Source organism: Acinetobacter sp. HA (assembly GCF_000264725.1).
GTDB classification, from domain to species: Bacteria; Pseudomonadota; Gammaproteobacteria; order Pseudomonadales; family Moraxellaceae; genus Acinetobacter; species Acinetobacter schindleri.
Genome location: NZ_AJXD01000039.1, coordinates 98,041 through 124,762, shown reverse-complemented (window position 1 = coordinate 124,762; position 26,722 = coordinate 98,041). Strand labels below are relative to the sequence as shown.

Below are 26,722 nucleotides of genomic sequence, written 5' to 3'. Positions count from 1 at the left end.
GGGTCGCGAGTTCGAGTCTCGTTTCCCGCTCCAAAATTCAAAAGACCCTGATCGGAAGATTGGGGTTTTTTATTGTCTGTGCAAAATAAAAAGGAAAATCAGAACTGATTTTATATGATTAAATTTTGAATAATGAGGGGCTTTTAGTCAGGCAAATTTCAAAACATTCAGTTTAAGTTTTATGAAAAGCCATACATTTTGAAACCTGTAATTTGCATAGATATGATAAAATTGCGAAAATTATTTTTGCTAGACTGAGTCAACTCTGTATAGAGTTAAGGTAAACCTACTTTGAACCCACCAAATATGCCAAATCAAATAGACTTCCAGAAAGTTGCACTTGAAACACTGCGTATCGAAGAACATGCATTACAGATTTTAGCTGCCCAAATCGATGAACGTTTTAGTCAGGCATGTGAAATTATCCTGCAGTGTAAGGGGCGTCTGGTGATTACCGGGATGGGGAAATCCGGGCATATTGGCCGCAAAATGGCCGCGACTTTTGCCTCTACAGGTACGCCTTCATTCTTTATGCATCCAGGTGAGGCGGGACATGGAGATCTCGGCATGCTGGTGCCGGGTGACGTACTGATTGCTATTTCAAACTCAGGCAAGAGTGATGAAATCATGATGCTGATGCCTCTGATCAAGCGTCTGGAAATTCCTTTAATTACCATTAGTGGTGACGACAAAGGCCCTATGCCACAAAATGCCGATGTCGCTTTAACTTTGGGTAATCTGCAAGAGGCTTGTCCGCTGGGTCTGGCACCAACTTCAAGTACTACAGCGACTCTGGTGTTAGGCGATGCTCTGGCTGTAGCGCTGCTAGATGCACGTGGTTTTACTGCTGACGATTTTGCCCTTTCACATCCAGCGGGTGCCTTGGGTAAACGCTTATTGCTGCATGTAAAACATCTCATGCATACAGGTTCGGAATTGCCAAAAGTGTCACCAGATACACCGATGAATCAAGTTTTATACGAAATTTCAAATAAACGTCTAGGTTTAACCACAATTGTCGATCAAAATGATGTTCTGCTGGGTATTTTCACGGATGGTGACTTGCGCCGATTGATCGATAAGCAGCAAGGTTTTGATGTCAATTTGCCGATCCAGGAAGTGATGACCAAAAATCCTTTGACGATTTCTCAGGAAGCACGTGCTGTAGCAGCGCTGGAACGTATGAATGAACATAAAATTAATCAATTTGTAGTTGTTGATGATGCCAATAAAGTCATTGGTGTAATTAGTATGCATGACCTGATTCAGGCTGGGGTAAATTAATAGATGGCATCTTATGTATTATTAGAGCAGGCACGTCATATTGAAGCACTGGTGCTTGATGTTGATGGGATTCTAAGTGACGGTTTTGTTACGCTGACCAATACGGGAGATGAGATCAAATCCTTTGATATTCGTGATGGTCTGGGTATGAAGCTGGTTCAGCAGGCTGGAATTAAAGTGATTATCATCACTGGACGTCAAAGTAATATTGTACAAAAACGTATGTCTGATTTAGGGGTAGACCTAGTCTATCAGGGACGTGAAGACAAAGGCGTTGCCCTCAAAGAAGCTTGCGCTCAGTTGAATATCGATCCTGAAGATTGCCTGTATATGGGCGATGACTGGCCTGACCTCTCAGCTTTTGCGATTGCTGGCATGAAAGTGACAGTTCCAAATGGTCATGTCGAAGTACGTCGTCGTGCCGATCTGGTGACTCAGGCGATGGGTGGTCGTGGTGCAGTGCGCGAGATCTGTGACATGCTTTTAATGTCTAAAGGTGTTTACCAAGAATTACTTGAAAAGTTTACTCGTGCGCCATATTAATCAACTATACGTTCTGGATTAAGTACACTGCTTATGGATACTAAAGTTTTATACGTAACCGCGATTATTCTCGCAGCCATAAGTGGTGGTTATTATTATTTCAGTGGAAGTGGCAATAAGCTTCAGGTAGATGCTGCACGCAGTATGAAATCCACGGCTGAAAATATTAATTTGACGCAGACCGATGAAAAAGGTGAGCTGGCTGTTCGTGCTCAAGTCGATCGACTCGAGCAGGATATGCAGAAAAAAACCTCGAAGCTGGAAAATATGAATGCTTCTATGTACAAGGATGGCAAAGTAGATTCTACTTTTTATGCCAAACTTGTGAATGGGTACGAGGATAATACTAAAGTGATCCTTTCTCAGCAGGTGGTAGCAACCAAGATTCTGCAAGATGGTCAGCTTCAGTTCAAGACAGAAGAGTTAACAGGTTTCCCTAAAACACGAGAAATTGAAACGGATAAAGCTGTAGAAGTAACGACTCCACAAGCTGAGTTTATCAGTCAGGGCTTGAAGGCAAATCTAAATGACGGGCAATACGAATTTTTTAATATTCGAGGAAAGTATGAACCAAATTCTTAAACCTAAAATGACGACTACTTTCCTGAAGCGTACTGCGCTTGCTGCTGTGCTCGGGTTTACTTCACTCGCAGCATTGGCAATTCCTTCAGACCGCCAGCAGCCTATTTCACTGGTAGCTGACCGTGCAACTTTTAATGAGCGTACCGGTATCACAACTTATACCGGTAATGTCATTATTGAGCAAGGGACCATGAAACTTCAGGCAAACTCAATTGTGGCGAACCTGAATAGCAAGAAGCAAATCAGCACGATTACAGCAAATGGCAGTCCTGCACGTTTCCAGCAACAGATTGATGCTGCTAAAGGAATTGCGAAAGGTCAGGCACAGAAGATTGTCTACAATGCTGATACCGGTATTATTACCCTGACAGGTAATGCCTTCCTGGAACAGGATGGGGCCAGTATCCGTGGTAATACGCTTCGATACAGCATGAATAAGGGTGATATTGAAGCTGTCGGTACGCCAAATAAAACTGGTTCCTCTTCAGGTCGTGTACAGATTGTGATTCCACCATCCAGTTCTAAATCCTTCCCGGGAGCACGTGACTAATGGCTGAATCAAAGGTTCAAACTTTAACCATTAAACATCTGGCGAAAAACTATAGTAAACGTTGGGTGGTGAAGGATGTATCCTTCAGCATGAAAAGTGGTCAGATCGTTGGTTTGCTTGGACCGAATGGTGCAGGTAAGACCACCAGTTTCTATATGGTGGTTGGTCTGGTGCGTATGGATAAAGGTGAAATATATCTGGATGATCTGGATCTCTCAGATTTGGCCATGCATGAACGTGCCCGTAAAGGGGTTGGTTATCTGCCGCAGGAAGCTTCTATTTTCCGGAAGCTTACCATTGCTGAAAATATCATGGCGATTCTTGAAACCCGTAAGGAATTGACCAAAGCCCAGCGTCAGCAGCGCCTGGCAGAATTGCTGGCAGACTTTAAGATTACCCATATCAAAGATTCTCTGGGCATGAGTGTCTCTGGTGGTGAGCGTCGTCGTGCGGAAATTGCCCGTGCGCTGGCAGCTGATCCAAAATTCATGCTACTTGATGAACCCTTTGCCGGGGTCGATCCGATTTCTGTCGGAGATATTAAAGACATTATCACAACCTTGAAAGATCGTGGTATTGGGGTATTAATTACTGATCATAATGTGCGTGAAACTTTGGCAATCTGTGAGCATGCGTATATTGTCAGTGAAGGTGCAGTGATTGCAGAAGGTACACCACAAGAAATCCTGAATAATGAAACTGTTAGAAAAGTGTATCTGGGTGATGACTTTACCGTGTAATTCGGCTTTATTACCTTAATCAAGCCCACACAGTCAACTTTAGCGTTGTTGTGTGGGATTTTTTCGTCGAAAATATTTTAGTATCATCAATTTTAAAATATGTTTGGTATATAGTTAGTTTAAAAACGACACCAATAATCATGCTATTGCAAGCAAAAAAATTAATAAACTTCGGGGTAATTTACAGGGAAAAAAAAGGGTATTTATCGCCTTTTTATTGCCTTTGCAAATGTCTCAGGTTTATGCGGCAGATACGGAAAAGGGATATTTTCAGGGATTCAAACAAGGGGTCAGTAAACTATTCTCCCCTGAACCTGTGAAATCCTCACATACGGTTGCTCTGCGGGATTTGAGTAATTATCAGCTGGATACCTCACGTGTTCAGGAGTTGCCCCAAGTAGGCGGTTTTCAGAATGGTACTCGTTCCCAGAATAATATTCCAGCGATGGGCATTCCCAGACGCATTGATCTCAAGGATGCTGTACTTACAGCAGTTCAGCGTCGTCCCGAGATTTCACAAAGTATATCTTCGCTGTCCTCTCAGGCTGCCAATATTGATGTCGCAAAGGCACAATACTATCCACAGATTTCGGGTGGATTTGGAACAGCAGATTTAACCAAGGGTGAGCGCGGTCGTCAGGTAGTTTCCCTGAATGCGACCCAAATGCTATATGATTTTGGCAAGTAAAATCCAGCGTAACCACTGAAGAAGCCAAGCTTGCCGAAGCGCAGGCACGGGTTTTAGTTAGCCTGGATCAGATTGCACTTGAAGTGGCAGATGCCATTGTCAATATCAAGCGCTATCAAGAAATCACCAAGATTGCCGAGCAGCAGAAACAAGGGATTGCACGAATTGCGGAAATTGCCAATCTGCGAGCCAAAGCCGGGATCAGCAGTCAGGCCGATCCGATTCAGGCCCAATCCAATCTGGAAGCTGCAGAGAATAACCTGATTGTGCAACAAACCCAGTTACGTCAATATCAACAAAAACTGCGTACTTTACTCGGCTTTGATATATCCAATGTAGAGTGGGAAATTCCGGATAGTCTGATTCAACAGGCCGGACTTTACCAGGAGCCTGAATTTACCAGTATTCCAACGTTGATGTTGGCACATGCTGGCGTGGAAGTTGCACGTTCGCAAAAAGAGCAAGCCAGGTTAAATACTTATCCTACCATTAATATCAAAGGGAGTATGAGTCAGGCCATTAATGGTCGCAATCCGAATAATAATGAAGATGATGGCTTTTATAACTCTGTGATGATTGAAGCCACCAGTAATTTCTATCAAGGTGGGGCGACCAGATCACAGACCCGTGCAGCCAGTTTTGCTGAAGAAGCAGCACGTGCTCAGGTCAATACTGCCTATCTGGATGTAGTCGATCAGGTCCGCTTGATTCGCGAACAGATTGAAAATAAACAGCGACAAATGGACATTCTGGCACAGCGCCGTGCAACCACTGTGCGCACCAGAGAGCTGTATCAGGAACAATATAAACTCGGTACTCGAACCGTAGTCGATCTGCTTAATGCAGAGCAGGCAATTCACAGCGCAGCCCAAGAAATCGAAACTGCGCGTTACGATATTTATACCGCTATTGTTCAGTACATTCAGGTCACTGGTCGTACACGCGATCTTTATGACCTTAACCGTATTTCTATTCAGGGGTTTGAAGTACAGCCATGAGTAATACAATAAATTATCAGCCGTGGCTTCAGGCGATACTTAATATCGCCAAGCATTATCGTATCGAGCCATCTGAGGAAAGAATCCGCTTACAACTCGACTGGAACCAGCATCATGATGTTGACGAGCTGCTCAAAGTTGTCACGCGTCAGATCGGTTTAAATGTACGTAAAAACAAGTTTGATGCCAGTCTGCTCAGTCCATGGAAATTGCCAATATTGGTAGAATTTGAAAATGGCGAAGTGGGTGTCATCGAGCGCATTGATAGTGAAGGCAAAGCTAGTGTACAGCTCAGTGGCGATCAGGGGTTGTCTCAGGTTTTTAACCTGGAACATCTGAAGCAGGGTGCTAAAAGCCTTTATATCTTACGTCCTGAGTCTTCAGTACCCGATGCCCGGGTCGATGAATATATCAAGCCTTTCGAAAAGAACTGGTTCTGGTCAATTGTCCTGAATGACTGGAAGCGTTATATCGATGTGATGTTTGCTTCTTTAATCGCGAACATCCTCGCACTGGCTACCATTGTCTTTTCCATGAACGTGTATGACCGGGTCATTCCTTCACAGTCTATCCCGACCTTATGGGTACTGGCAGGCGGTGTATTGATTGCGGCAATCTTCGAATTTACCTTACGCGTCTCCCGGATCTATCTGTCTGATATTATCGGCAAGCGCGCTGATTTACGTATTTCTGACCAGGTTTTTGGTCATGCCTTACGCATTAAAAATAAAGAGCGTTCAAAATCTACAGGTACTTTTATTTCACAGATTCGTGAACTCGAAGGTGTGCGTGAATTGGTCACTTCCACTACCGTGACGGCAATTGCAGATTTACCATTCTTCTTCCTGTTCCTGGGAATCTTCTGGATTATTGGCGGCAACCTGTTCTGGGTCATGCTACTGGTAGTACCACTCATGATTCTTCCGGGAATTCTGGCGCAGAAAAAACTGGCCAAGTTGGCACAGTTAGGAATGCGTGAATCTGCAATCCGTAATGCTTTATTAGTAGAAGCCGTACAAGGGATTGAAGATATCAAGCTGTTAAGAGCTGAAACCCGCTTCCAGAACCAATGGAATCATATGAATGAAGTCTCTGCTGATGTCAGTATGCAACAACGTAAAATTGTTGGCTTAATGACAGCATGGACCCAAAAAATTCAGGGACTCACCTTTGCAATTGTGGTCTTGGTCGGTGCATTTGCGGTAATGGATGGTGAGATGACCACGGGTGCTTTAGTTGCCTGTTCGATTTTATCATCACGGATGCTCGCACCCATTTCACAAATCACCGGTGTCTTGGGCCGTTTACAGCAAGCCAAAGTTGCCAAGGGCGGTCTGGATGAGTTGATGAAAAAATCGGTGGATCAGCCGGACTATTCACATCTGATTCACCGTCCTGTATTGGATGGTCATTATGACTTGAGTGGCGTGGTGTTCAAATATGGCGATGATGATCCCAAACCGAGTCTGGTCATTCCAAAACTCGAAATCAAGCCCGGTGAAAAAATTGCAATTCTGGGCCGTAACGGTGCTGGTAAATCGACTCTTTTACAACTGTTGTCGGGTATGCAAACTCCAGCACAAGGCAAGGTCAAACTTGATGGGATTGATCTGACCCTGATAGATCCTTCAGATGTACGCCGTGATATGGGCTTACTTAATCAGAATTCACAACTCTTTTACGGCAGTATCCGTGAAAACCTGACTTTGGGTGCACCGCTCGCTACGGATCAGCAGATTCTGGAAGCTTTGCAACTCACAGGTGCATTGGGCTTTGTTCAGGAAAAGAAAGAAGGCCTGGACCATATCATTCTCGAAGGTGGTGTGGGCTTCTCTGGTGGTCAGCGTCAAGCCTTGTTACTTTCTCGTTTACTGATTCGCCAACCACGAATTTTATTGCTGGATGAACCCACTGCTGCCATTGATGATGTTTCTGAGAAACAGCTGATTGATAATTTAAAAACTTATCTGATTGGCCGAACCATGGTGGTGGCTACCCATCGTCGTGCGGTACTTGAATTGGTAGATCGCATCATTGTCGTAAATGACGGCAAGATTGTGATGGATGGTCCGCGGGACCAGATCCTGAATCAATCACAAGGTGGAGCGAAGCGTGTTACGGGAGCAAGCGCATGAGTGCAAAACAGGAAATCAAGCGTTCAACCAAAGTCAGCTTTCAGGAACCACCTTTGCCAAAATCAAGTGTAATTATCTGGATCATTGGCATAGGCTTACTGATTCTGCTGACATGGGCATGGTTGTTCAAGCTGGAAGAAGTTTCGACAGGCACCGGTAAAGTGATTCCCTCTTCCAAGGAACAGGTTATTCAGTCTCTGGAAGGTGGTATCCTCACCAAGCTGAACGTCAAAGAAGGTGAAATTGTCGAGCAGGGGCAGGTATTGGCGCAGCTGGATCCCACCCGTTTTGAATCCAATGTGGGTGAATCGGCTTCTCTGTTAATTTCTTCGCGTGCAACTGCGGCACGCTTACGTGCTGAAGTCACCGGTGCGCCGTTGTCCTTCCCGCCAGAGGTACTCAAAGAGCCAAAACTGGTGGCAGAGGAAACTGCATTATATAAATCGCGTCGTGCTAATCTGGAACAATCTTTAGCAGGGTTACAGCAGGCATTGGTACTGGTACAGCAAGAACTGGCGATGACTGAACCATTAGTTGCAAAAGGTGCTGCAAGCGAAGTGGAAGTTCTGCGTTTAAAGCGTGAAGCCAATGACCTGCAAAACCAGATGAATGATGTGCGGAACCAGTATTTTGTGAAAGCGCGTGAAGAGCTTGCCAAAGCCAATACTGATGTGGAAACTCAGCAACAGGTGGTACGTGGTAAATCCGATACGTTGAACCGGACTATTTTCAAATCGCCAGTACGTGGTGTAGTGAAAGAAATTGATGTCATGACCTTGGGAGGCGTTATTCCACAAAACGGCAAGTTGATGACGATTGTACCGCTGGATGAAAAATTGCTGGTCGAGGCACGTATTTCACCACGTGATATTGCCTTTATCCGTCCGGATCAGGAAGCTCTGGTCAAAATTACCGCTTATGATTATTCGATTTATGGCGGCCTGAAAGGTAAGGTCACCGTGATTTCCCCAGATACTCTACGTGATGAAGTCAAGCAGGATCAGTTTTACTACCGCGTTTATATCCGTACCGAAAATGACAAACTGACCAATAAAGCCGGACAGGAATTTAATATCACCCCGGGCATGGTAGCAACCGTGGATATCCGTACGGGTGAAAAAACCGTACTGGATTATCTGGTTAAACCGTTTAACAAGGCCAAAGAAGCATTACGCGAACGCTAATCCTTCATAGTAGTTGTACAAAATCAAGCCTCTATGTATAGGGGCTTTTTTGTTTGTGTTAGCAAACACGTTATACTGCAAGACAGTAATGTTATTGTTTGAATCCAATGTCTTTTACCATTGCCAGCCTTGTCAGTTTTGAAGAAGAGATCAAGAAAAGCCGCTTTCAGGCCTTTGCCACGCCGGTAGAATCCGAACAGGAGATAAAGGATTTTCTGGAAGCTTATCGTGATACCACCACGACGCATCAGTGCTGGGCATGGAAAATTGGACATAATGTGCGTTTTAATGATGATGGCGAGCCTTCTGGCACCGCAGGTCGACCGATTTTAGCGACCATTGAAGGCAATGAGCTGACCAATGTATTGGTGCTGGTGAATCGCTGGTATGGAGGAATCAAGCTAGGTACGGGTGGTTTAGTTCGTGCTTATGGGGGCTGTGCGGGACAATGCCTAATCTTAGCTGAAAAGATTGAACTGATTGAAAAGAAAAAGGTATTCTTTCGCTGTAATTTTAGTGAATGGGCTATTTTTCAGTATGAGCTGAATCAGCAACAGATTGACTATCAGGAAGATTATACCGCAGAAGGCGTCGAGGTTATTGCGCAAATGCAGAAACATCAGATTGAGCCATTTGCTTTGAAGATTCAGGATATCAGCCGCGGACGTGAAGCCTTAAAAATTATAGATGAGCCCCAAGATGACTGAGCAGCAGGATCCTCTACTGAAATACCGCGAGCAGCATAAGCATCGTCTGAATTATATGCCGTGGCTATACTGGTCACTCAAGCCTAAAAACCGGGGCTGGGCAGAACAGTGGCAGCGCGAATATCAGGACTATCTGCGTGAAATGGAAACAGTCGAGATTGGTGAGAACTGCTTTATTTCACCACTGGCCCATATCTTCGCTGAACCGGGCCGAAAAATCGTGATTGGTGATCATAGCTTTATCGCAGCGGACTGTACCTTGCATGGGCCACTAGAAATTGGCAATGAAGTCGCGATTAATCACCACTGTATTCTGGATGGTGGACGGGTAGGAATTAAGTTACATGATCAGGTGCGTATGGCGGCCTATTGTCACCTGTACGCTTTTGATCATGGGATGGAGCTGGAACAGCCCATTTATAAACAGCCGGTGCGTTCCAAAGGGATTGAAATTGGCCGTGATGTCTGGCTGGGTGCTCATGTCGGCATTAAAGACGGAGTGAAAATTGCGGATCAGGCCATTGTTGGTATGAACAGTATGGTGACCAAAGATTTGGATGAACGCATGATCGTTGCAGGTAACCCGGCCAAACTGATTCGCTACCGGGATTAATACGTGATTAGAGTTTCAGACGATACAAGGATGGTTCTGGTAGTTCAAAAATGTATAAGCCACTAGAACGTCACATAAAAAATAACATAATTCAAATCCTGTGCTACAGAATTCGCTGCACATTTGCCGAAGGCTATGCTAACTTAAAAATATCTAAGAACTTTTATTATAATGAGAGAGGCTAAACATGAAACGTGTCATTGCCTGCATTGATTCTTCTCCATGCATTAATGCCCTCGCAGAAGCGGCTGCATGGATTGCCAAGCAGACCCATCGCGAACTGGTGTTATTGCAAGTTTTGGATTATTACCCTGCAAGTTATCATTTGGGGGAAATTAGTGGTGTGATTGGTTTTGAAAGCAATGCCATGCTATTAAAAGAACTGGCTGAACTTGAACAGAAACAGAGTGAACTGGCTTTAGACTATAGCAATAATCTGCTGCGGCATATTTCTGACCAGATCAAAGAAAAACACAATATCAACACCATCCATATTCAGGAAAAAGGGGATTTCCTGGAACAAAGTTTTCAGTTACTCAGACCTGATGATATTGTCGTCATTGGACGTTTGGGTGAGCGCTCGGCTGAGAAAAACAAGCCGATGGGCACCAATGTGGAAAACTTTATCCGTGGTGCCAATTGTACGGTAATGACAGTGGGTGAAAACTTTAAACCGCCAACACGCTTTATCTTTGCCTATGAATATTCACCAACCTGTATCCAGATGATGAAACGTATTGCAGAAAGTGATTTACTGAAACTGCTACAGTGTCATTTGCTGTATGTCGGAGATCATGCTGAAATCCTGAATGAACCGTTAAATTATCTGAAAGAAGCTGGACTGGATGTTGTTCCTGAATACCGCTATGGTGATGTGGCAGAGAACATTCTGTCTTATCAGCAGGAGCAGGGAATTCAGCTGATTGTGCTGGGTGCATTCAGTCACAGCAAAATCCACCAGTTTTTCCTGGGTAGTATCGCGACCACCATCTTCCGCAATTCCAAAGTACCGCTTCTGGTTGCCAAGTAAAGGAAAATATTGGAAAAAGCGTTATAAAGTTAAAATAACAATTCCACGAAATTAAAAAGCTTGAAGTTGGAAATTGTTACAGTTTGATTTAAAAATAATCAGAGTTATCCTCATATATTGTGGATAACTCTGTGGTTACATTCCATAAGTTATTGTTATATATTTAAAATACTTTATTGGGTGTTTTTTGCTCTCAGACTGTTATTTGACAATAGCCAGTGCAAAACCGTCATGACCTTTGCTGCCCACGGTCTGTAGAGCGGTACTGGAAAGTAGGCGCGGGTGATTCTGCATTGCTTCAAACATGCTGCGAATACCTTCAATACTTGGCTTATTATTGTCCAAATCAATAATTGCCCCAGCACGAATAACATTGTCTAAAAAGATTACTGTACCTGAACGAGATAGTTTCAGGCTGAGCTCCAGATATTCAGGATAGCTCTGTTTATCCGCATCAATAAAGATAAAATCGAACGGTTCTGTATCTTCTGGTAGGGCTTTTAGAATATCTGCGGCACGGCCACATTTAAGTTCGACTGTCTGTTTGAGGTTGGCACGCTCGATATTTTCCTGACCCATCGCGGCATGCGTATCACGACCTTCAATAGTCAGGATATAACCATCTTCAGGCAGGGCACGTGCCAGCCACATGGTGCTATATGCAGCAAAAGTTCCGAGTTCAAGTACACGCTTGCAGCCATTCATCTGAATCAGCATCTGTAACAGCATGCCCTGATTGGCAGCTACCGCCAGATGATCAGGAAATCCATGCGCAGCTGTATTTTCAAGAGTCTGTTTCAGAATAGGATCATCTGGGATTAAATGTGAATCAATATAATTGTCGAGATCTGTCCACATTTGTTGCATAGCTTGAGCACCTTTGTTGCGATGCAGGCATTTTAAACCTTTCGCAGTGGAGCGCAATTTATTGTTTTATATTTGCTTTGAAAATGAACAATACAGAACGATTTACAGATTCTGTATTGTAGGTGGAATGACTTAGTAATTACACATTGAAGATCTACGGCTTAAATCCGGGCCCCAGGTGCGGTAACCTTGGGTATCAATATGGATCTGACCTGAAGCATATAGACCTAAGCCCATATTCAGGCTTTGACCATGCTGTATCCAGAACTGGCAAAGTTTGAACTTGGTATTCTCAATATAGGCATAATCTTCAGGCTGCGGAAATTCCGGGCCAATACGGAAATCAATCGCAGAGTTATACAAGTGACGTGAAGAGTTAGCACCACCAGCACATTTATTGAGTGGCAGATCACGATAAACTGAGGTTACTTCGAAATCATTGAGGACATTGGCTGCAACCAGATATTTAAATACACGTAACGTTGGCAACTGATTGCTCCACAGCTCACGGCTTGGCACCATATACTGCGGTCCACCACAACGCGACCAGTCACGTGCAGTACGCATCAATTCAAAACTTGGAATGATATTGCCTACCGAATTACGTTCTAAAAATACTTCATACTCGCGTACACGAGAGAGGTTATTTGCTACGGCTGCCCAGTTGGTATAGGCAAAAGGAATACTCTTAGGCAGCACCTTACGGTCAACCTTAACCTGTTCCTGAGGAATGTAAATCCGTTTTCCATCTGGCAAGGTCATTGGTTTCTTTGTCGCAGTGGTACAGCCCACCATGACAAAAGGGATCATGCTGAGACCCAATAATCCCTTGTAAAAATGCTTCATTATTAGAAATCAGGTATTTATAAAATAGCGCTATTTTAGTCCACTTTTGCGAAGGAATTCAGGATAAATTGCAATGAAATGTGTGCATCAGGTACAAAAAAAGACCAGACTATGCTGATCTTTTTTGGAGGTTTGAAAATTACTTTTCAAGATATTGCAGTTTATCTGCCTTACCGTTCCATTCTTCACGGTCAGCTGGCTGATCACCAATTTGGGTGATATTCGGCCATTTTTGAGACAGCTCAGCATTCAATTCGATGAATACCTCCTGACCCTCAGGTAACTCATCTTCAGAGAAAATTGCATTTGCAGGACATTCTGGTTCACATAACGCGCAGTCGATACATTCGTCCGGGTTAATTACAAGGAAGTTCGGACCTTCATAGAAACAATCTACAGGGCAAACTTCAACACAGTCTTGATATTTACATTTAATACAATTTTCAGTGACAACGAAGGTCATGGCGACAGCTACCTAAAAAATATGGTTCTAATAACTAATGTGTATTTTAGGCAAAAACCGCAGCAACTAACAATTCCTTTTATTGATATTTGTTATATATAGGGCTGTTATTTTTGCAAAAAAACCGATACAGATATCAAATTCAGAGATTATAGCTACCTAAAACAAAACCGCCTCATACTGAATGAAGCGGTTGAAGAGTTTAGCCTGGTAGTTTCAGTAGATCTTTCAGTGCATAAAGCTGCTGTAAGGCTTCACGCGGACTGAGGCTGTCGACATCAATGTCTTCCAGCAGTTCAAGTGCAGCTGATGGTTTTTCCACCTCAATAATCCGCTCAACGACTGTTTCGACCTGTTCAATCGCAAACAGATCAGGTTGTGGACTTTGAGGCTTGGTGTGATGCTGCTTTTCCAGAATACGCAGTCGGTTTTGTGCTTCCCGGATTACGCTTGCTGGAATACCGGCAAGTTTGGCGACCTGTAGGCCATGACTCTGGCTGGCTGGACCTTGTTGCACTTTATGCAGCAAAATCAGGTTACCATTCACTTCACGGGCAGTCACATGATAGTTATCAATACCTGATTCGCTGGCCAGTTCAGTTAACTCAAAATAATGCGTAGCAAACAGACATAAACATTGAATACGTCGGGTGAGATCAAGTACGCATGCCCAAGCTAGGGACAGACCATCATAAGTGCTGGTACCACGACCGACTTCATCCATCAGCACGAGTGATTGACTAGTCGCATGATGCAGAATCTGTGAAGTTTCGGTCATTTCTACCATGAAGGTGGATTTACCTGTAGACAGGTCATCTGCCGAACCGATCCGAGTAAAAATGCGGTCAATTGGCCCCAAGGTTACAGCCTGCGCCGGAACATAGCTACCACAATAGGCCAGCAGGGCAATCAGTGCAGTCTGACGCATAAAGGTAGATTTACCGCCCATGTTTGGACCGGTGATAATGGCCATCCGGTGCTGATAATCGAGTTGTGTATCATTTGGAGTGAAGGCAGTTTTGCTTAAAGCTTCCACAACAGGATGACGGCCTGCCTGGATTTTCAAGCCAATTTCCGGACTATATTTCGGGCGTGACCAGTTGCGTAGGCGTGCCTGATGCGCAAAGTTACACAGCAGGTCGATCTGTGCGATGGCACTGCTCATCATTTGCAGGTTGCCAATGTCCTTACGCAATTCATCCAGCAGCATTTCAAAGAGCAATTTTTCACGTGCCAGTGCACGGGATTCGCTGGAAAGGACTTTATCTTCAAAGGCTTTCAGCTCTGGCGTAATGTAACGTTCAGCATTTTTTAAGGTCTGGCGACGAATATAATGTTCTGGTGCCTGTTCAGCCTGTGCACGGGTCAATTCAATATAGTAGCCACTGACACGGTTATAGCCGATTTTCAGGGTTGGAATGCCACTCTGCTCACGTTCCTTGATTTCCAGATCAATCAGGAATTGCCCGGCATGATCGCGAATTTTGCGTAACTCATCCAGTTCTGCATCGAAACCTTCGGCAATAACATTCCCATCACGTAACAGAACTGGTGGATTTTCCACAATGGCTGACATCAAACGTTCATGCAGACCATGGAAATCACCAAGTTCTTCATTCAGTTGAATGAGTAATTTGGACTGCTGCTGGCTGACCATCGGTTGTAGTGCATGACGCAGGAACGGGATCTGAGCACAGGCCTGACGCAGCTGAACCAGATCCCGTGGACGTGCACTGCCCAATGCAATACGGCTTAATACACGTTCAATATCACTGATTTCTTTTAAGACCAGACGTATTGGCGATTCATGAAAGCCGTCTAATAATACCTGAGTAGCATCCAGACGTTCATCCAGAATGGCAGTATCGCGTAAAGGCTGCATCAGGGTGCGACTCAGCAGGCGGCCACCCATTGCTGTCTGACAATCATTGATTAACTGGAATAGCGAAGTACCATGTTCAAATAAGGGTTCAATCAGCTCTAAATTGCGACGAGTAACCGGATCTAGCGCAATAAAGTCTGAACTTTGTTCTAGCTGAATGCTACGAATATGCGGCAGTGCAGTTTTCTGGGTTTCTTTGGCATAGTGAATCAATGCAGCCGCTGCGGCTTTGGCGAGTGGCAGATGATCAATCCCAAAACCTGCCAGTGTACTTACAGCAAACTGGTCACATAAAGTCTTTTGGGCATTGTTCAGGTTAAAGTCGACATTTGGGCGTTTGCTGACCGGCACATCCAGTTGGTGTTTCAAATGTTCAACCAGATCCTGCTCTTGCAGATTTTCGTCCACGACAATTTCGCTTGGCATCAGACGTGCCAGTTCAATTGCCAGTTGGTTCAGGTCATAATCAATTTGTTGAACTTTGAAGATACCGGCGCTTAAATCCAGTAGAGCGATACCAATTTTATTTTGCTGAATGCATAGTGCAACCAGATTAGAAGTTTGATGTGCACCAAGCAGGGCATCATCGGTTAATGTGCCCGGAGTAATAATCCGAACCACACCACGTTCAACCGGACCTTTACCTGTGACCTCTCCAATCTGCTCGCAGATTACTACCGTTTCGCCTTTTTTTACCAGACGGGCCAAATATCCTTCTGCCGCATGGAAAGGCACACCTGCCATTGGAATCGGCTGACCATTGGCCTTACCGCGATGGGTTAGGGTAATGCCAAGAATTTTGGCTGCTTTATGGGCATCTTCAAAGAACAGTTCGTAGAAATCACCCATGCGATAGAACATCAATGAATGCGGATGCTGCATCTTCACAGACATATATTGCTGCATCATAGGTGTTAGGGTGGAAAGATCAGCCATGAGTTCTGAACTGGTCATTAAGAAGAAATCCTTTAAAAAATAATGGGCAGACTGGTTAAGGCTGATGAGCTGAAGGCAATATAGTCGCTATTCATTTACCAAAGCAGAAACCATCAAAACAGTCATGCAAAATGTGTATTGAGCTAAGTCTAGCAAAATTAATTTTTAGAAAGAAATGGATTCGATGACTTCTGTCGAGTCTGATGAAAGATTGCCGGTTTTAAACACGAAAAATATGGATCGGAGTCAGGTCTAAATCATATATATATTGTTTTTAGACTGACGAGGAGCGATCTTAAAACGATTACGACCCTCTGCTTTTGCAGCATATAGCGCCTCATCAGCTTGAGCAATAAAATCAGCCAGGCGATCATTTTCTTGAGGCTTGATACTGGCACAGCCAATACTCACCGTGACATGACCCGAGACCTGACTGGCAGGATGAAACAGCTGCAAAGCATTGATGCGTTGGATCAGCTCCTGGGCAATTTTCTGTATTTCTAATTCATCGATATAAGGATAAACCAGTAAAAATTCTTCTCCACCATAACGTGCTGCCAGTTCCATACTGCGGGAAGAAATGCCTTGTAACTGTTGGGCTACCAATTGTAGACATGCATCACCGGCAATGTGTCCAAAATGGTCGTTATAGTTTTTAAAATAATCGATATCCACCATCATAATACTCAAAGGCGCTTGATGTCGTAGTGCGTGGCGCCATTGTGTGTCCAGATATTCTGTCAGATAACGTCGATTGGCCAGGCCAGTGAGCGCATCAAGTTGGGTCAGCCGTTCCAGTTCTTGTGCCTGTTGGGTCAGTTCCTCTTTATGCAGTTCGATAATACAATTTTGCAAATAGTTCTCACGATGCTGACGGTCAATCGCATAGGCAATAATCATCCCAAGGAGACTGCTAAACGTATAGGTACGATGTAAGAAGGTCCAGTCAATATCGTAGTTGAGAGAAACCGTGACCAGATAACCAATCAGTCCACCGCCCCAACCCGCAATGAGTGCTGAATAAAAGCGCATACCGACAAAGCTATAGTTAATGACGACTACATACATCATGGCCACGTGCAGCAGGGCGTCACATTATCAATATCCTGGCCAATCACGGGAATAATCACAAAAGAAATCGCGACCGCACTGGTCGCACCTAACGTGGTATACAGGTCAAAAAAACGATTAAACGGCTTGCTAAACGACATTAACCAAACTGCGATGGTAATTACCCCAACCCAGGCATACAGAGAAAGCCAATGAATTAGTTTTTCATCGATTGAAATGGTCTGAAAAATTCCGTAACTGAGCACAAAATACAGAACCAGAATAATGCTGCCCCGAAAACGAAATTCATAAGCAGCTTCGTCACGGTATTGCTGGCGATAGATTGGCTCGAGTTCTTTTCTGAAATACACATAGTTCAGTCCATGTGCAATCAGCTCATTTACTTTTTCATGGCTAATCTGTTTAGAGCCAGCTAATTTCATAAGGTACCATTACTAAGCAAATAAAGTCGTTTAACTACTGATGCTGTAGATTGTATCGAATGGTTAAACTATTGATAGCACAGATAAAGTATCCTGCTCAAGAAATATCCTTTTATATATAAAAAAATTATATTTCATATAAATCATAAAAAAGTAATTTGATTACCTAACTATCTTTATCATCTCTTAGAAGTGCTTATCAATTTACATGCTCTTAAATTAAGTAACTTTAGATTTATAGCTATTTCGCAAGAGAGAAAATAAAAAACCGAGTTTTAACTTCGGTTTTTTATACTTATTTCAGTACTTTTTGCGGCTGATATAAACCGAGTTCAGTCAGGTGCAACCTCAAGATACGACGTAACTCGAGTACAGCTTCAGGCGTTTCCTGAATCGAGTGGCCACCCTTAATGACTTTGCTAGATACAGCACCTTCCAAGTAAGCACTTTCGTATGAAACGATATCATCGCTCATGAGCTTGGTATCTTGCGTATCTACGGTATTGCCGATAATAGAATGAAATTTGATATTTTTAGAAGGCTGAATATCCTTAGTTAATGCAGTAAATTTCGAATTTTCACTCAGATCGCTTGGACCATTCTGAATCAGGTCATGTCCCAGTTCTTTGACAAAGTCCTTTAATCCGATTTCGGCTTGTAAGGTATCGGCAAAGGCACCCAAAAATGCGCCTGGTATGCGGATAATTTTACGGGCCAGTTTAGTATGCCAGCGATCGGCATATTCCGTCCCACGATGCGGTGTCGCTAAGAAAATGGCCCGGGTGAAATTCGGAATAGGTTGCATTTGCAGGCGTGCTTTAAAGAGCGGGTTATCCTTAAATTGTGCAATGCGGGTATTTTGTACCAGCTTGAATGCATCTTGAGTAATATCAGCCTGACTGACCATTAAACGGGCAATCACGCCTCCCATACTATGTCCGACCAGTACCGCATCTTTTTTGGCTGGTGCATTGTTCGCAACCCGGGCAAAGCCTTGCTGAACCAGGGCATTAATTTGAAAACGGCTTTCCAGAATCGGCATATTGGTAGAATAAAATACCTGCCAGACCTGGAAATTTTCCCTTAATACCGGATCACCCATAATGTCGTTGGTCAGACGAATCCAGGCTTCAGGACTACTGGCTAGGCCATGGATCAGGACAATCACTTTTTTCTTCGGATTGTAGGGTTCAAGCATATAAAGATGCGGCATGATCAGGTTGTCATCCCGGTCAATCAGCACCAGATAGGCAGCACGTCCTAAGTTATTTTCAGCCAGCCATAGGCCATAGGGTGCCGAGAAATTTGCAGCCAGCGCATATTGTTTACCTGCAACAGTTACTTTTTCATGTTTGTAAGGATCATGCAGTTTGAGCTGGAATTCCGGACCGTTAATAATCTGATCAATACTGGTCGCAGATTTAGGAACTGCGGTAATAGTAGTGGCCAGATAACGCGCCGAATGAATATTCGGATTGCTGCCTTCTGCATATTTGAAATTCAGTGGATCGACAATATATTTTTTATTTGGTGTGATACGTTTTTCTTCGGGAAGGACCACTACAAATTCCGAACCAAAACCGTCTCGACGGGTAATTGAACGTAGACCAGAGAAATTCATGTTATAGGTCGACATGAGCTTCTCAAAAGGCTGGTCTTTGATTTCAGGATAGTTTTCAAAATCTACTGTGTAAATGCTGTTGCCGACCTGAATCTTGCGGCTGCCTTCTTTGGCCTGATGACGCTCGGAATAAACATGGATCAAATGCGAGATCGCCAGGTTATAAAAGTCACGAATCTGTACCTGACGGTTGTCAAAGATACGATCTTGTGGAGCACGCTGGGTTTTGAACAGATAGGCATAGCTATAACGAATACTTTGGTCCAGCATCGCCAGCTGCTGATCTTGGCATTTCTGGATATTCTGTTTTTGTAGCTGCTTTTTTTCTTCAGATTGGGTCTTGGTCAGAACGCTGCTTTTGCATTCTGAACCTTTACCCAATTGCAGCGATTTGGCCAGATATAACTCACTGGCAGTAGACAGAAGCTGTTCGTCCAGAATCTGCGGGATCTCCTTGAGCGCCTCTACGCATTCCTGGGGTTGTTCAGTACAGATGCGTGCTTCACGCCCAGTCATGGACAGAACATCCAGGCTGGCTTCACTCAGTTTATCTCTGGTTAAAATGCTGTCACGTTCATTACTGATGGTGACATTGAAGGCTTGTTCTTTCACACTGACCACCTGACAGCCGGTCAGAACTGTGGTGAATAAGAGTGAACAGAGGACGAATGCTTTATTCATTTTATAGTGCATATGAAATCTGAATGCTCAGTTAAATATTGAAATAATGTTTTGTATTTTACTTATTTTTATCAGAAAAAAGACTGCCGAAGCAGTCTATTTTGTAACTCAGATCACGACCATTTTCACTTTAATTTTTGGGTGTCAGCACTTGCCATACATTCCAGCGACCTTGCTTTTCAATTTCCTGAATCAGCTGGTCTGCTACTTGTGCTTCTTGTGGGTATTTCACCTTGTAATTTTTCAGCACCTGAACTGCATTCTTTTTATTTCCATGGCAATGTAGTTGTTTGCCGCAGATAAGTAGGCTTCCTGAACACCAGCTTTCATAGCTTTTTCCAGATATGGAATTGCTTCACGCTGACCGCCACCCTCAGACAGACCAAAACCGAACCAGAAGTTGGCTTCAGCATCATCCTGGTTCAATTTCAGAATACGCTGTGCATAAGCCAATGATTTAGTAGTATAGACTGAACCTAGGTCCAGGTTACGCGCCATAACGCTGGCTTTAAATGCACGCATTAAAATATCGAAAGAGGCATTATTGTTGGCAGCTAAAGTATCGAGTTCCTGAGTGACACGTTTCAGTTTCAGTTCAAAGCCTCTACGTTCCTGACGGTCGCTGAAACGTGGTGGATAGTGTCGTGCCTTACCTTCAACTAATTGCAAGAAATCATCAATCTCAGTGATATCAATTTCATTCGGCCCAGCTAAAGTCGCATAACGCATAGAACGCGTATTGCTGTTTACTGTTGGAATGATCAGACGATTCACATCAAGGGTAATTTTTTCTGATGGGTTATCAGCACGGTTCACCACCATTTTGGTGACAGGCGCAGCAGCAGCTTTCTGTAAGTGCACTTCAAATGGAGGTGGTTCGTTATAATTGAATGGATTTAATGCATAAAAGGGTGGGGTCAGTTCCGGCTCAGCGAACACCATTGCATTTTTAGGTGTGTCTTGCTTTGAAGATGGAGTTGAACATGCGGTCAATGCCAGCGCTGCGAAGCAGGCAAGTGCCAAAGGCTTAAATGTCATGGTATACATCCATTTATGTTATTTTGAAAAATTGTGAGATTGCATGTTCGTCAGTCTAAGAAAACTGTAACGAACATGCAAGTTACGGCGTGTTACCGTTTTTGATCAGGCCTTAGACTGAGAAGTCTGTGCTTCGCACTCACGGCGAGCTTCTTCCAGAATCTTTAGATCTTCCTTGCTGAGCGGATGTTCATTCAGCTGGTTTTTCTTGAAAGTAGGGTCAAGCATAGATAAACGGTTACAAAGCATATTCATGCGTTTTTCATTTTGCTGAATACGGTCAAGTAGAACCCGCATACCTTCAATAATCGGATCAGACTGATCTTGTGTCGTTGCATATGGCTGGAAACCAATACTTTCTGCATAATCGCGACGACGTGCTTCAGCTTCATCTTTCGGCTGATCTTTGGTAATAAACCGCGCAGGGTTACCGACCGCTGTGGTATTGGCCGGTACGGCTTTGGTTACAACAGCATTGGAACCGACCTTGGCATTTTTACCAACTGTAAACGGACCGAGAATTTTTGCGCCGGCACCCACAACCACACCATCTTCCAGGGTTGGATGACGTTTGCCTTTATTCCAGGTCGTACCACCCAAGGTCACACCGTGATAAAGAGTAACATCATCACCAATTTCAGCTGTCTCACCAATCACCACACCCATACCATGGTCAATAAAGAAACGGCGGCCAATCTTGGCACCCGGATGGATTTCAATTCCTGTAGCAAAACGGCTGAATGAGGATAAAGCACGTGCTGTGCCTTTACAGTCTTTGTTCCACAGTTCATGTGCCACACGATGCATCATCAGCGCATGAATACCAGGATATGTGGTCAAGACTTCCAGGGTGTTGCGTGCAGCAGGATCGCGCGCGAAGACAGCCTGTATATCCTCTTTGAGCTGTTTAAACATTAGATTTGATCCTTGTCCTGTTGGGTAGTGTGTGAAGATTTCTTCCAGGTGCCATTATTCAAGGCCTGAACCCGGCTGAAAATACCACGGAGTAAATGATATTCCATACGATCTAATTGTATACGTCCAAATAGGCGACGCAAGCGTAAAGGTAGCAATCGTGGATTTTTAGGATCCATAAACTCAATTTCTGCCAGCATTTTTTCTAAATGTGGATAGAACTGTTCCATCTGTTCATGATTCACCAGCGGTTCATCCCATTCCATTTCAATGCCATCAATGACCTGCATGGTGGCTTTAGCATCACGTGGATGTTCTACCTGATCCAATGCAGCCATACGCAGTTCATAGCAGATGACCTGAATTGCTTGTGCGACATTGAGTACGCCGTAGTCGGTATTCACTGGAATAGTGAGGTGATAATTTGCCATTGCCAGTTCTTCATTGGTCAGGCCACGGTCTTCACGACCAAACAGAATCGCAATTTCCTGTTGCTCTTGCACGACCGCAGACAGCGCTTTTTCAGCCGCAGGACGCACATCCAGAAGAGGCCAGGGAATGGTACGGCTGCGTGCGCTGGTACCGAATACAATCTGGCAGTCTTTAATGGCATCTTCAAGGGTTTCGACAATCTCGATCTGCTCGATCAGATCAGTTGCACCCGCAGCCAGCGCGTCGATATCCGGATGCGGATAGGTTTTTGGTGCCACCAGAACCAGCTTGGACAAGCCCATGGTTTTCATGGCACGTAAGGCACTGCCGATATTGGCAGGTAAAGTGGTATTGACCATGACAATACGCACATGGGAGAGATGTGCTGAAACAGCAGCATTGTCAATTTGACTCATGATGATTCCAATATAAATATTTTAAAGGTCAGAATTTATGAATATTGCGGCTGAGACTCGGCTTCATATTGCGCCAGGGCATCATCCATACTCATATCTGCAGGGGGAGGCGGCACTTCAACCGGCTTGGCCTCTTCATAAGATACCGCACGGGCAGCTTTAGATTTAACCTGATATTCAATATGCAAGGCAGCTTTACCAAAGTAGTCCCGTAATTTGACCAGCAGCTCATCCAGCGGAGCAACTTTCCAGTTCAGGCCCAGATGCAGCTCAGTCGTTGCATAGTCATAATCCAGATAAAGAATGACTGGAATATGCGTACTCATATCCACATTGGTATATGGCATGAGAATCTGTTGCAGATCACGGCTGAGGGTTTTACTGTAATGTTCCGCTTGCAGAGTAATCTTGATGCTATTGGCTCGTTTCTGGCGGATTTCGTTCAGGCTAAAGGCTTTAGTCAGACGACCCATTGGACGGTCAAAACCTTCGCGCTCATAAATTTCGCCTTCAATTACCACCACTTGATCCACCTGAACGATGTCTTTAAAGCGGTTAAAACGTTCATGATTGGTGGATACTTCAATCCGTGCCGTACCATCATCCAGCGTCACCATCATCCGGTTCGGGAAGTTGGCTACATCCACTACCAGACCTGCAAATACTGTCGTCACACCACGGCGGGTTGGGGTCAGTTCATTGATCTGACACGGTACAAAAGCTTTCAGCTCATTACGGTAAACATCAATCGGGTGACCAGTCAGATATAGACCAAGCGTATCTTTTTCGCCTTTAAGGCGGACTTCATCGGACCACGGTTTGACTGGCTTAGAAGGTTTGCGTTGAACTTCTTCAACTTCACCAAACAGATCCATAATACCAGTTTCACGGTTTTGGCGAGCCTGATCCGCAGCCTGTACCGCTTCAGGGAGTTGTGCCATCAGGTCAGCACGCTCGATGCCCAAGCAATCCAAAGCACCGGCACGAATCAAGGCTTCCAAAGTCCGTTTATTGATTTTTTTCAGGTCAATACGATGGCAGAAGTCAAACAGGTCTTTATAGGGACCTTCTTTCTGACGGGATTCAATTACCGACTGCATAGCCGCTTCACCAACGCCTTTAATCGCTCCTAGGCCATAGACAATGGTTTTTTCATCAGTAGCATGGAACTGGTAGATCGACATATTGACGGATGGTGGTAATACTTCCAGATTATTCTTGCGGCAGTCATCAATCAGGAATACCACGTTATCTGTATTCTGCATTTCCGAAGACATCACCGCTGCCAGGAACTCAGCCGGATAATGGGCTTTCAGCCACGCCGTCTGGTAAGCAACAAGAGCATAAGCTGCCGCATGCGATTTGTTAAAACCATAGCCGGCAAACTTTTCCATATAGTCGAAGATATGGTTAGCCGTGGCTTCATCAATATCTTTTTTCGCAGCACCTTCAATGAAGATTTTACGCTGCTTGACCATTTCCTCAGGCTTTTTCTTACCCATGGCACGACGCAGCAAGTCCGCGCCACCGAGGGTATAGCCGGCACAGAACTGTGCAGCCTGCATTACCTGTTCCTGATAGACCATAATCCCGTAAGTTGGCTCTAATACGCCTTCAAGCAGGGGATGCAGATATTCAAACTCACCGCCGTGCATACGATGGATAAAGTCAGGAATCAGGTCCATTGGACCCGGACGGTACAACGATACGAAAGCGATAATCTCTTCAAATTTGCTTGGGCGAGCTTCTTTCAGCATCTTTTTCATGCCCACGGATTCAAACTGGAACACTGCCGTGGTATTGGCTTCAGCAAAGACCAGATAGGCATCTTTGTCATCTAGCGGGATATAAGCGATATCCAGCGGTTTATCACTTTGGATACGCTTATTGATATTCTTAACCGCATCTTCAATAACCGTCAGGTTACGCAGCCCCAGGAAGTCGAACTTCACCAGGCCGGCTGCTTCGACATCGTCCTTATCGAACTGGGCAACACGCGCAGTACCATCAGCATCACACATCACAGCTGAGTAGTCAGTCAGCTTGGTTGGTGCAATTACTACACCACCGGCATGTTTACCGGTATTCCGGGTAATACCTTCAAGCTTGAGCGCCATTTCCCAGATTTCAGAAGCATCGTCATAATCCGGATTGGAGGGATTGGTAACGACGTCTTTCAGTTGTGGCTCGGCTTCCAGAGACTCTTCCAGGCTTAAACCCAAAGGCTTGGTGGGAATCAGTTTGGAAATGCGATCAGCCAGACCATAGGATTTACCGAGGACACGTGCCACGTCACGAATTGCCCCTTTGGCCGCCATGGTACCGAAGGTCGCAATCTGGGAAACTGCTTCTCGGCCATAAGTACGCGCTACATAATCAATTACGCGGTCACGACCAGCGATACAGAAATCGACGTCAAAGTCAGGCATCGAAACACGTTCCGGGTTTAAGAAACGTTCGAATAGCAGGTCATAACGCAGTGGATCAAGGTCAGTAATTTTTAAACTGTAGGCTACAAGAGAACCGGCACCTGAACCACGGCCCGGACCTACCGGCACACCATTCCCTTTGGACCACTGAATGAAGTCCATTACGATCAGGAAGTAACCCGGGAAGCCCATGTCCAGAATAATCTTGATTTCAAAGGCCAGACGTTCATCATAAGGCTGACGGATTTCCGGCCAGTCCTCACCACGTTGTTCAGGGGGATACAGAAAATCTAGGCGTTCTTCCAGACCGACTTCACATAAATGGGTAAAATAACTGCCTATGGTATGACCTTCCGGAATCGGATAGTCTGGCAGGTCATTAAAGCCTAAACGCAAGGTGACATTGCAGCGTCTTGCGATATGAAACGTATTTTCAATCGCGGTTGGAATATCCGAGAAAAGCTCTGACATTTCTGCTGAACTTTTAAAATACTGTTCAGGACTATAGGTTTTAGGACGGCGATTATCACCAAGTACATAACCATCGGCGATACAGACACGTGCTTCGTGTGCTTCAAAGTCTTCACGTGCAAGAAAGTGCACGTCATTATGTGCGACTACACCGATATTATATTTTTTGGCGAGTTTGACCGCCTCTTCAATGAAAAGGTCTTCATTAGGACGACTGGTACGAGTAAGCGCTAAATATACGCGATTACCAAATTTCTCTACCCATTCTTGTAGTAAAGGTTCAGCCTTATCGGGATTTGAAGTAATCAGCATTTTGCCGACATCAGATTGCATACCCAGCAATACGATCATGTCATCGTGCTGCTTTAAAATCCAATCTTTTTGTACACAAGGAATATCCAGTTGTTGGCCGCTAATAAAACCTTCAGAGACCAGTTCGGTCAGGTTGCGCCAGCCTTTATTGGTCATGGAAAGCAGGGTGACACGATGCTCGGCATCATTCAGGCGAATTTCAGAACCGAGAATTGGCTTGATGCCTTTATCTAGGCATTTTTTATAGAATTTGACCGCAGCATGGAGATTAGATAAATCGGTTAGCGCGAGTGCTGGCATCTCGTCATTTGCGGCAGCTTTGACCAGGTCCGGTATCCGTACGATGGATTCAGTAATCGAAAATTCTGTATGAATACCAAGATGAACAAAGTGCATAAATGAGTCCCTGCAAAAACCACTCGATAGTTTAGCACGGGATTTATTGTTTCAGTTTGAAATTGAGGGGAAATGCTGAACTTTTAGATTGTAATTGAGAATTGACTTAAGGCTATGTTCATCACTGTATTGGGATAGAACTATTCTCCCTAAATTGAATTTGTATTAGGCGACATGGATGTTGCCGTTGGCTTGTGATACAGGGAAGTATCATCAAGCCAACAGAAGGTTTTTTACCTTGCATAGGAGTGCTATTCATCTTTCAAAAGTAAAAGAAAAATTTCAAGTGTCAGTAAGCTTATTCCTGAAGTTATTTGAAAATTAGAACTTCATTATTTTTACTTTAATTTAAATTTTGAGTAGTTATGTCTTACTAGTGACGGGCCAAAAGTAACAAAACCCCTTTGTTGATCTGATGGCACTTCCTGATCAAGCTTTAAGCATTGCTTTAAAGCTTGTGTAAGACAGAT

18 protein-coding genes and 3 pseudogenes are annotated in these 26,722 nt (G+C 44.3%); 11 read left to right on the top strand and 10 right to left on the bottom strand.

Annotation, left to right across the window (positions count from 1 at the left end; genetic code table 11):
• Nucleotides 1–306: 306 nt before the first annotated feature.
• The 11 genes and pseudogenes from HADU_RS08625 (at nt 307) to HADU_RS08575 (ending at nt 11,054) form a co-directional block, all read left to right on the top strand.
• A complete protein-coding gene (locus HADU_RS08625) occupies nt 307–1,284 on the top strand; it encodes a KpsF/GutQ family sugar-phosphate isomerase (protein ID WP_008305405.1) in 978 nt (325 codons plus the stop codon).
• Nucleotides 1,285–1,287: 3 nt separating this feature from the next.
• Nucleotides 1,288–1,827: a KdsC family phosphatase gene (locus HADU_RS08620; protein WP_008305404.1), complete on the top strand. Its 540-nt coding sequence runs from the start codon at nt 1,288–1,290 to the stop codon at nt 1,825–1,827.
• A gap of 33 nt (nt 1,828–1,860) precedes the next feature.
• On the top strand, nt 1,861–2,409 hold the full coding sequence (gene lptC, locus HADU_RS08615) for an LPS export ABC transporter periplasmic protein LptC (RefSeq protein ID WP_004894330.1): 549 nt from the start codon (nt 1,861–1,863) through the stop codon (nt 2,407–2,409).
• Complete coding sequence (gene lptA / locus HADU_RS08610; protein WP_004812577.1) at nt 2,393–2,959, top strand: lipopolysaccharide transport periplasmic protein LptA; 567 nt, start codon at nt 2,393–2,395, stop codon at nt 2,957–2,959. Before lptC ends, lptA begins: the two co-directional genes overlap by 17 nt.
• Nucleotides 2,959–3,699 (top strand): LPS export ABC transporter ATP-binding protein, encoded by a 741-nt coding sequence (gene lptB, locus HADU_RS08605; RefSeq protein WP_008305403.1) that lies wholly within the window; start codon nt 2,959–2,961, stop codon nt 3,697–3,699. Before lptA ends, lptB begins: the two co-directional genes overlap by 1 nt.
• Before the next feature lie 217 nt (nt 3,700–3,916).
• Nucleotides 3,917–5,385: pseudogene (locus tag HADU_RS08600) on the top strand (TolC family outer membrane protein).
• Nucleotides 5,382–7,520: a type I secretion system permease/ATPase gene (locus HADU_RS08595; RefSeq protein WP_008305402.1), complete on the top strand. Its 2,139-nt coding sequence runs from the start codon at nt 5,382–5,384 to the stop codon at nt 7,518–7,520. The pseudogene HADU_RS08600 and the gene HADU_RS08595 overlap by 4 nt, the downstream one beginning before the upstream one ends.
• Entirely contained in the window at nt 7,517–8,704 is a 1,188-nt protein-coding gene (locus HADU_RS08590) for an HlyD family efflux transporter periplasmic adaptor subunit (protein WP_008305401.1), read from the top strand. Before HADU_RS08595 ends, HADU_RS08590 begins: the two co-directional genes overlap by 4 nt.
• A 107-nt stretch (nt 8,705–8,811) precedes the next feature.
• Nucleotides 8,812–9,411: an IMPACT family protein gene (locus HADU_RS08585; RefSeq protein WP_008305400.1), complete on the top strand. Its 600-nt coding sequence runs from the start codon at nt 8,812–8,814 to the stop codon at nt 9,409–9,411.
• Nucleotides 9,404–10,024, top strand: coding sequence for an acyltransferase (locus HADU_RS08580; RefSeq protein ID WP_004894343.1), 621 nt, complete (start codon nt 9,404–9,406; stop codon nt 10,022–10,024). Before HADU_RS08585 ends, HADU_RS08580 begins: the two co-directional genes overlap by 8 nt.
• A 187-nt stretch (nt 10,025–10,211) precedes the next feature.
• Nucleotides 10,212–11,054: a universal stress protein gene (locus HADU_RS08575; RefSeq protein WP_004812590.1), complete on the top strand. Its 843-nt coding sequence runs from the start codon at nt 10,212–10,214 to the stop codon at nt 11,052–11,054.
• Between the two features lie 201 nt (nt 11,055–11,255).
• Here HADU_RS08575 and HADU_RS08570 read toward each other — a convergent pair whose 3' ends face one another.
• From HADU_RS08570 to dnaE, 10 genes and pseudogenes are all read right to left on the bottom strand, one after another.
• Nucleotides 11,256–11,921 (bottom strand): O-methyltransferase, encoded by a 666-nt coding sequence (locus tag HADU_RS08570; RefSeq protein ID WP_004812592.1) that lies wholly within the window; start codon nt 11,919–11,921, stop codon nt 11,256–11,258.
• 132 nt (nt 11,922–12,053) lie between these two features.
• Nucleotides 12,054–12,767, bottom strand: a complete 714-nt coding sequence (locus HADU_RS08565) for a D-Ala-D-Ala carboxypeptidase family metallohydrolase (protein WP_004812593.1) — start codon at nt 12,765–12,767, stop codon at nt 12,054–12,056.
• 139 nt (nt 12,768–12,906) lie between these two features.
• Nucleotides 12,907–13,230 carry a ferredoxin FdxA gene (gene fdxA / locus HADU_RS08560; RefSeq protein ID WP_004812595.1) on the bottom strand — a complete coding sequence of 108 codons (324 nt, stop codon included), beginning with the start codon at nt 13,228–13,230 and terminating at the stop codon, nt 12,907–12,909.
• Between the two features lie 202 nt (nt 13,231–13,432).
• Nucleotides 13,433–16,066 (bottom strand): DNA mismatch repair protein MutS, encoded by a 2,634-nt coding sequence (gene mutS, locus HADU_RS08555; RefSeq protein WP_008305398.1) that lies wholly within the window; start codon nt 16,064–16,066, stop codon nt 13,433–13,435.
• A gap of 234 nt (nt 16,067–16,300) precedes the next feature.
• Nucleotides 16,301–17,541: pseudogene (locus HADU_RS08550) on the bottom strand (GGDEF domain-containing protein).
• Nucleotides 17,542–17,836: 295 nt separating this feature from the next.
• A complete protein-coding gene (locus HADU_RS08540; protein ID WP_008305397.1) occupies nt 17,837–19,855 on the bottom strand; it encodes an esterase/lipase family protein in 2,019 nt (672 codons plus the stop codon).
• A gap of 118 nt (nt 19,856–19,973) precedes the next feature.
• Nucleotides 19,974–20,881 (bottom strand): annotated as a pseudogene (locus HADU_RS08535) (ABUW_2363 family tetratricopeptide repeat lipoprotein).
• Nucleotides 20,882–20,986: 105 nt separating this feature from the next.
• Entirely contained in the window at nt 20,987–21,796 is an 810-nt protein-coding gene (gene cysE, locus HADU_RS08530) for a serine O-acetyltransferase (protein ID WP_004894357.1), read from the bottom strand.
• Complete coding sequence (locus HADU_RS08525) at nt 21,796–22,644, bottom strand: RNA methyltransferase (protein ID WP_004812609.1); 849 nt, start codon at nt 22,642–22,644, stop codon at nt 21,796–21,798. Before HADU_RS08525 ends, cysE begins: the two co-directional genes overlap by 1 nt.
• 35 nt (nt 22,645–22,679) lie before the next feature.
• Nucleotides 22,680–26,252 (bottom strand): DNA polymerase III subunit alpha, encoded by a 3,573-nt coding sequence (dnaE, locus tag HADU_RS08520; RefSeq protein WP_004812611.1) that lies wholly within the window; start codon nt 26,250–26,252, stop codon nt 22,680–22,682.
• Between the last annotated feature and the right edge of the window lie 470 nt (nt 26,253–26,722).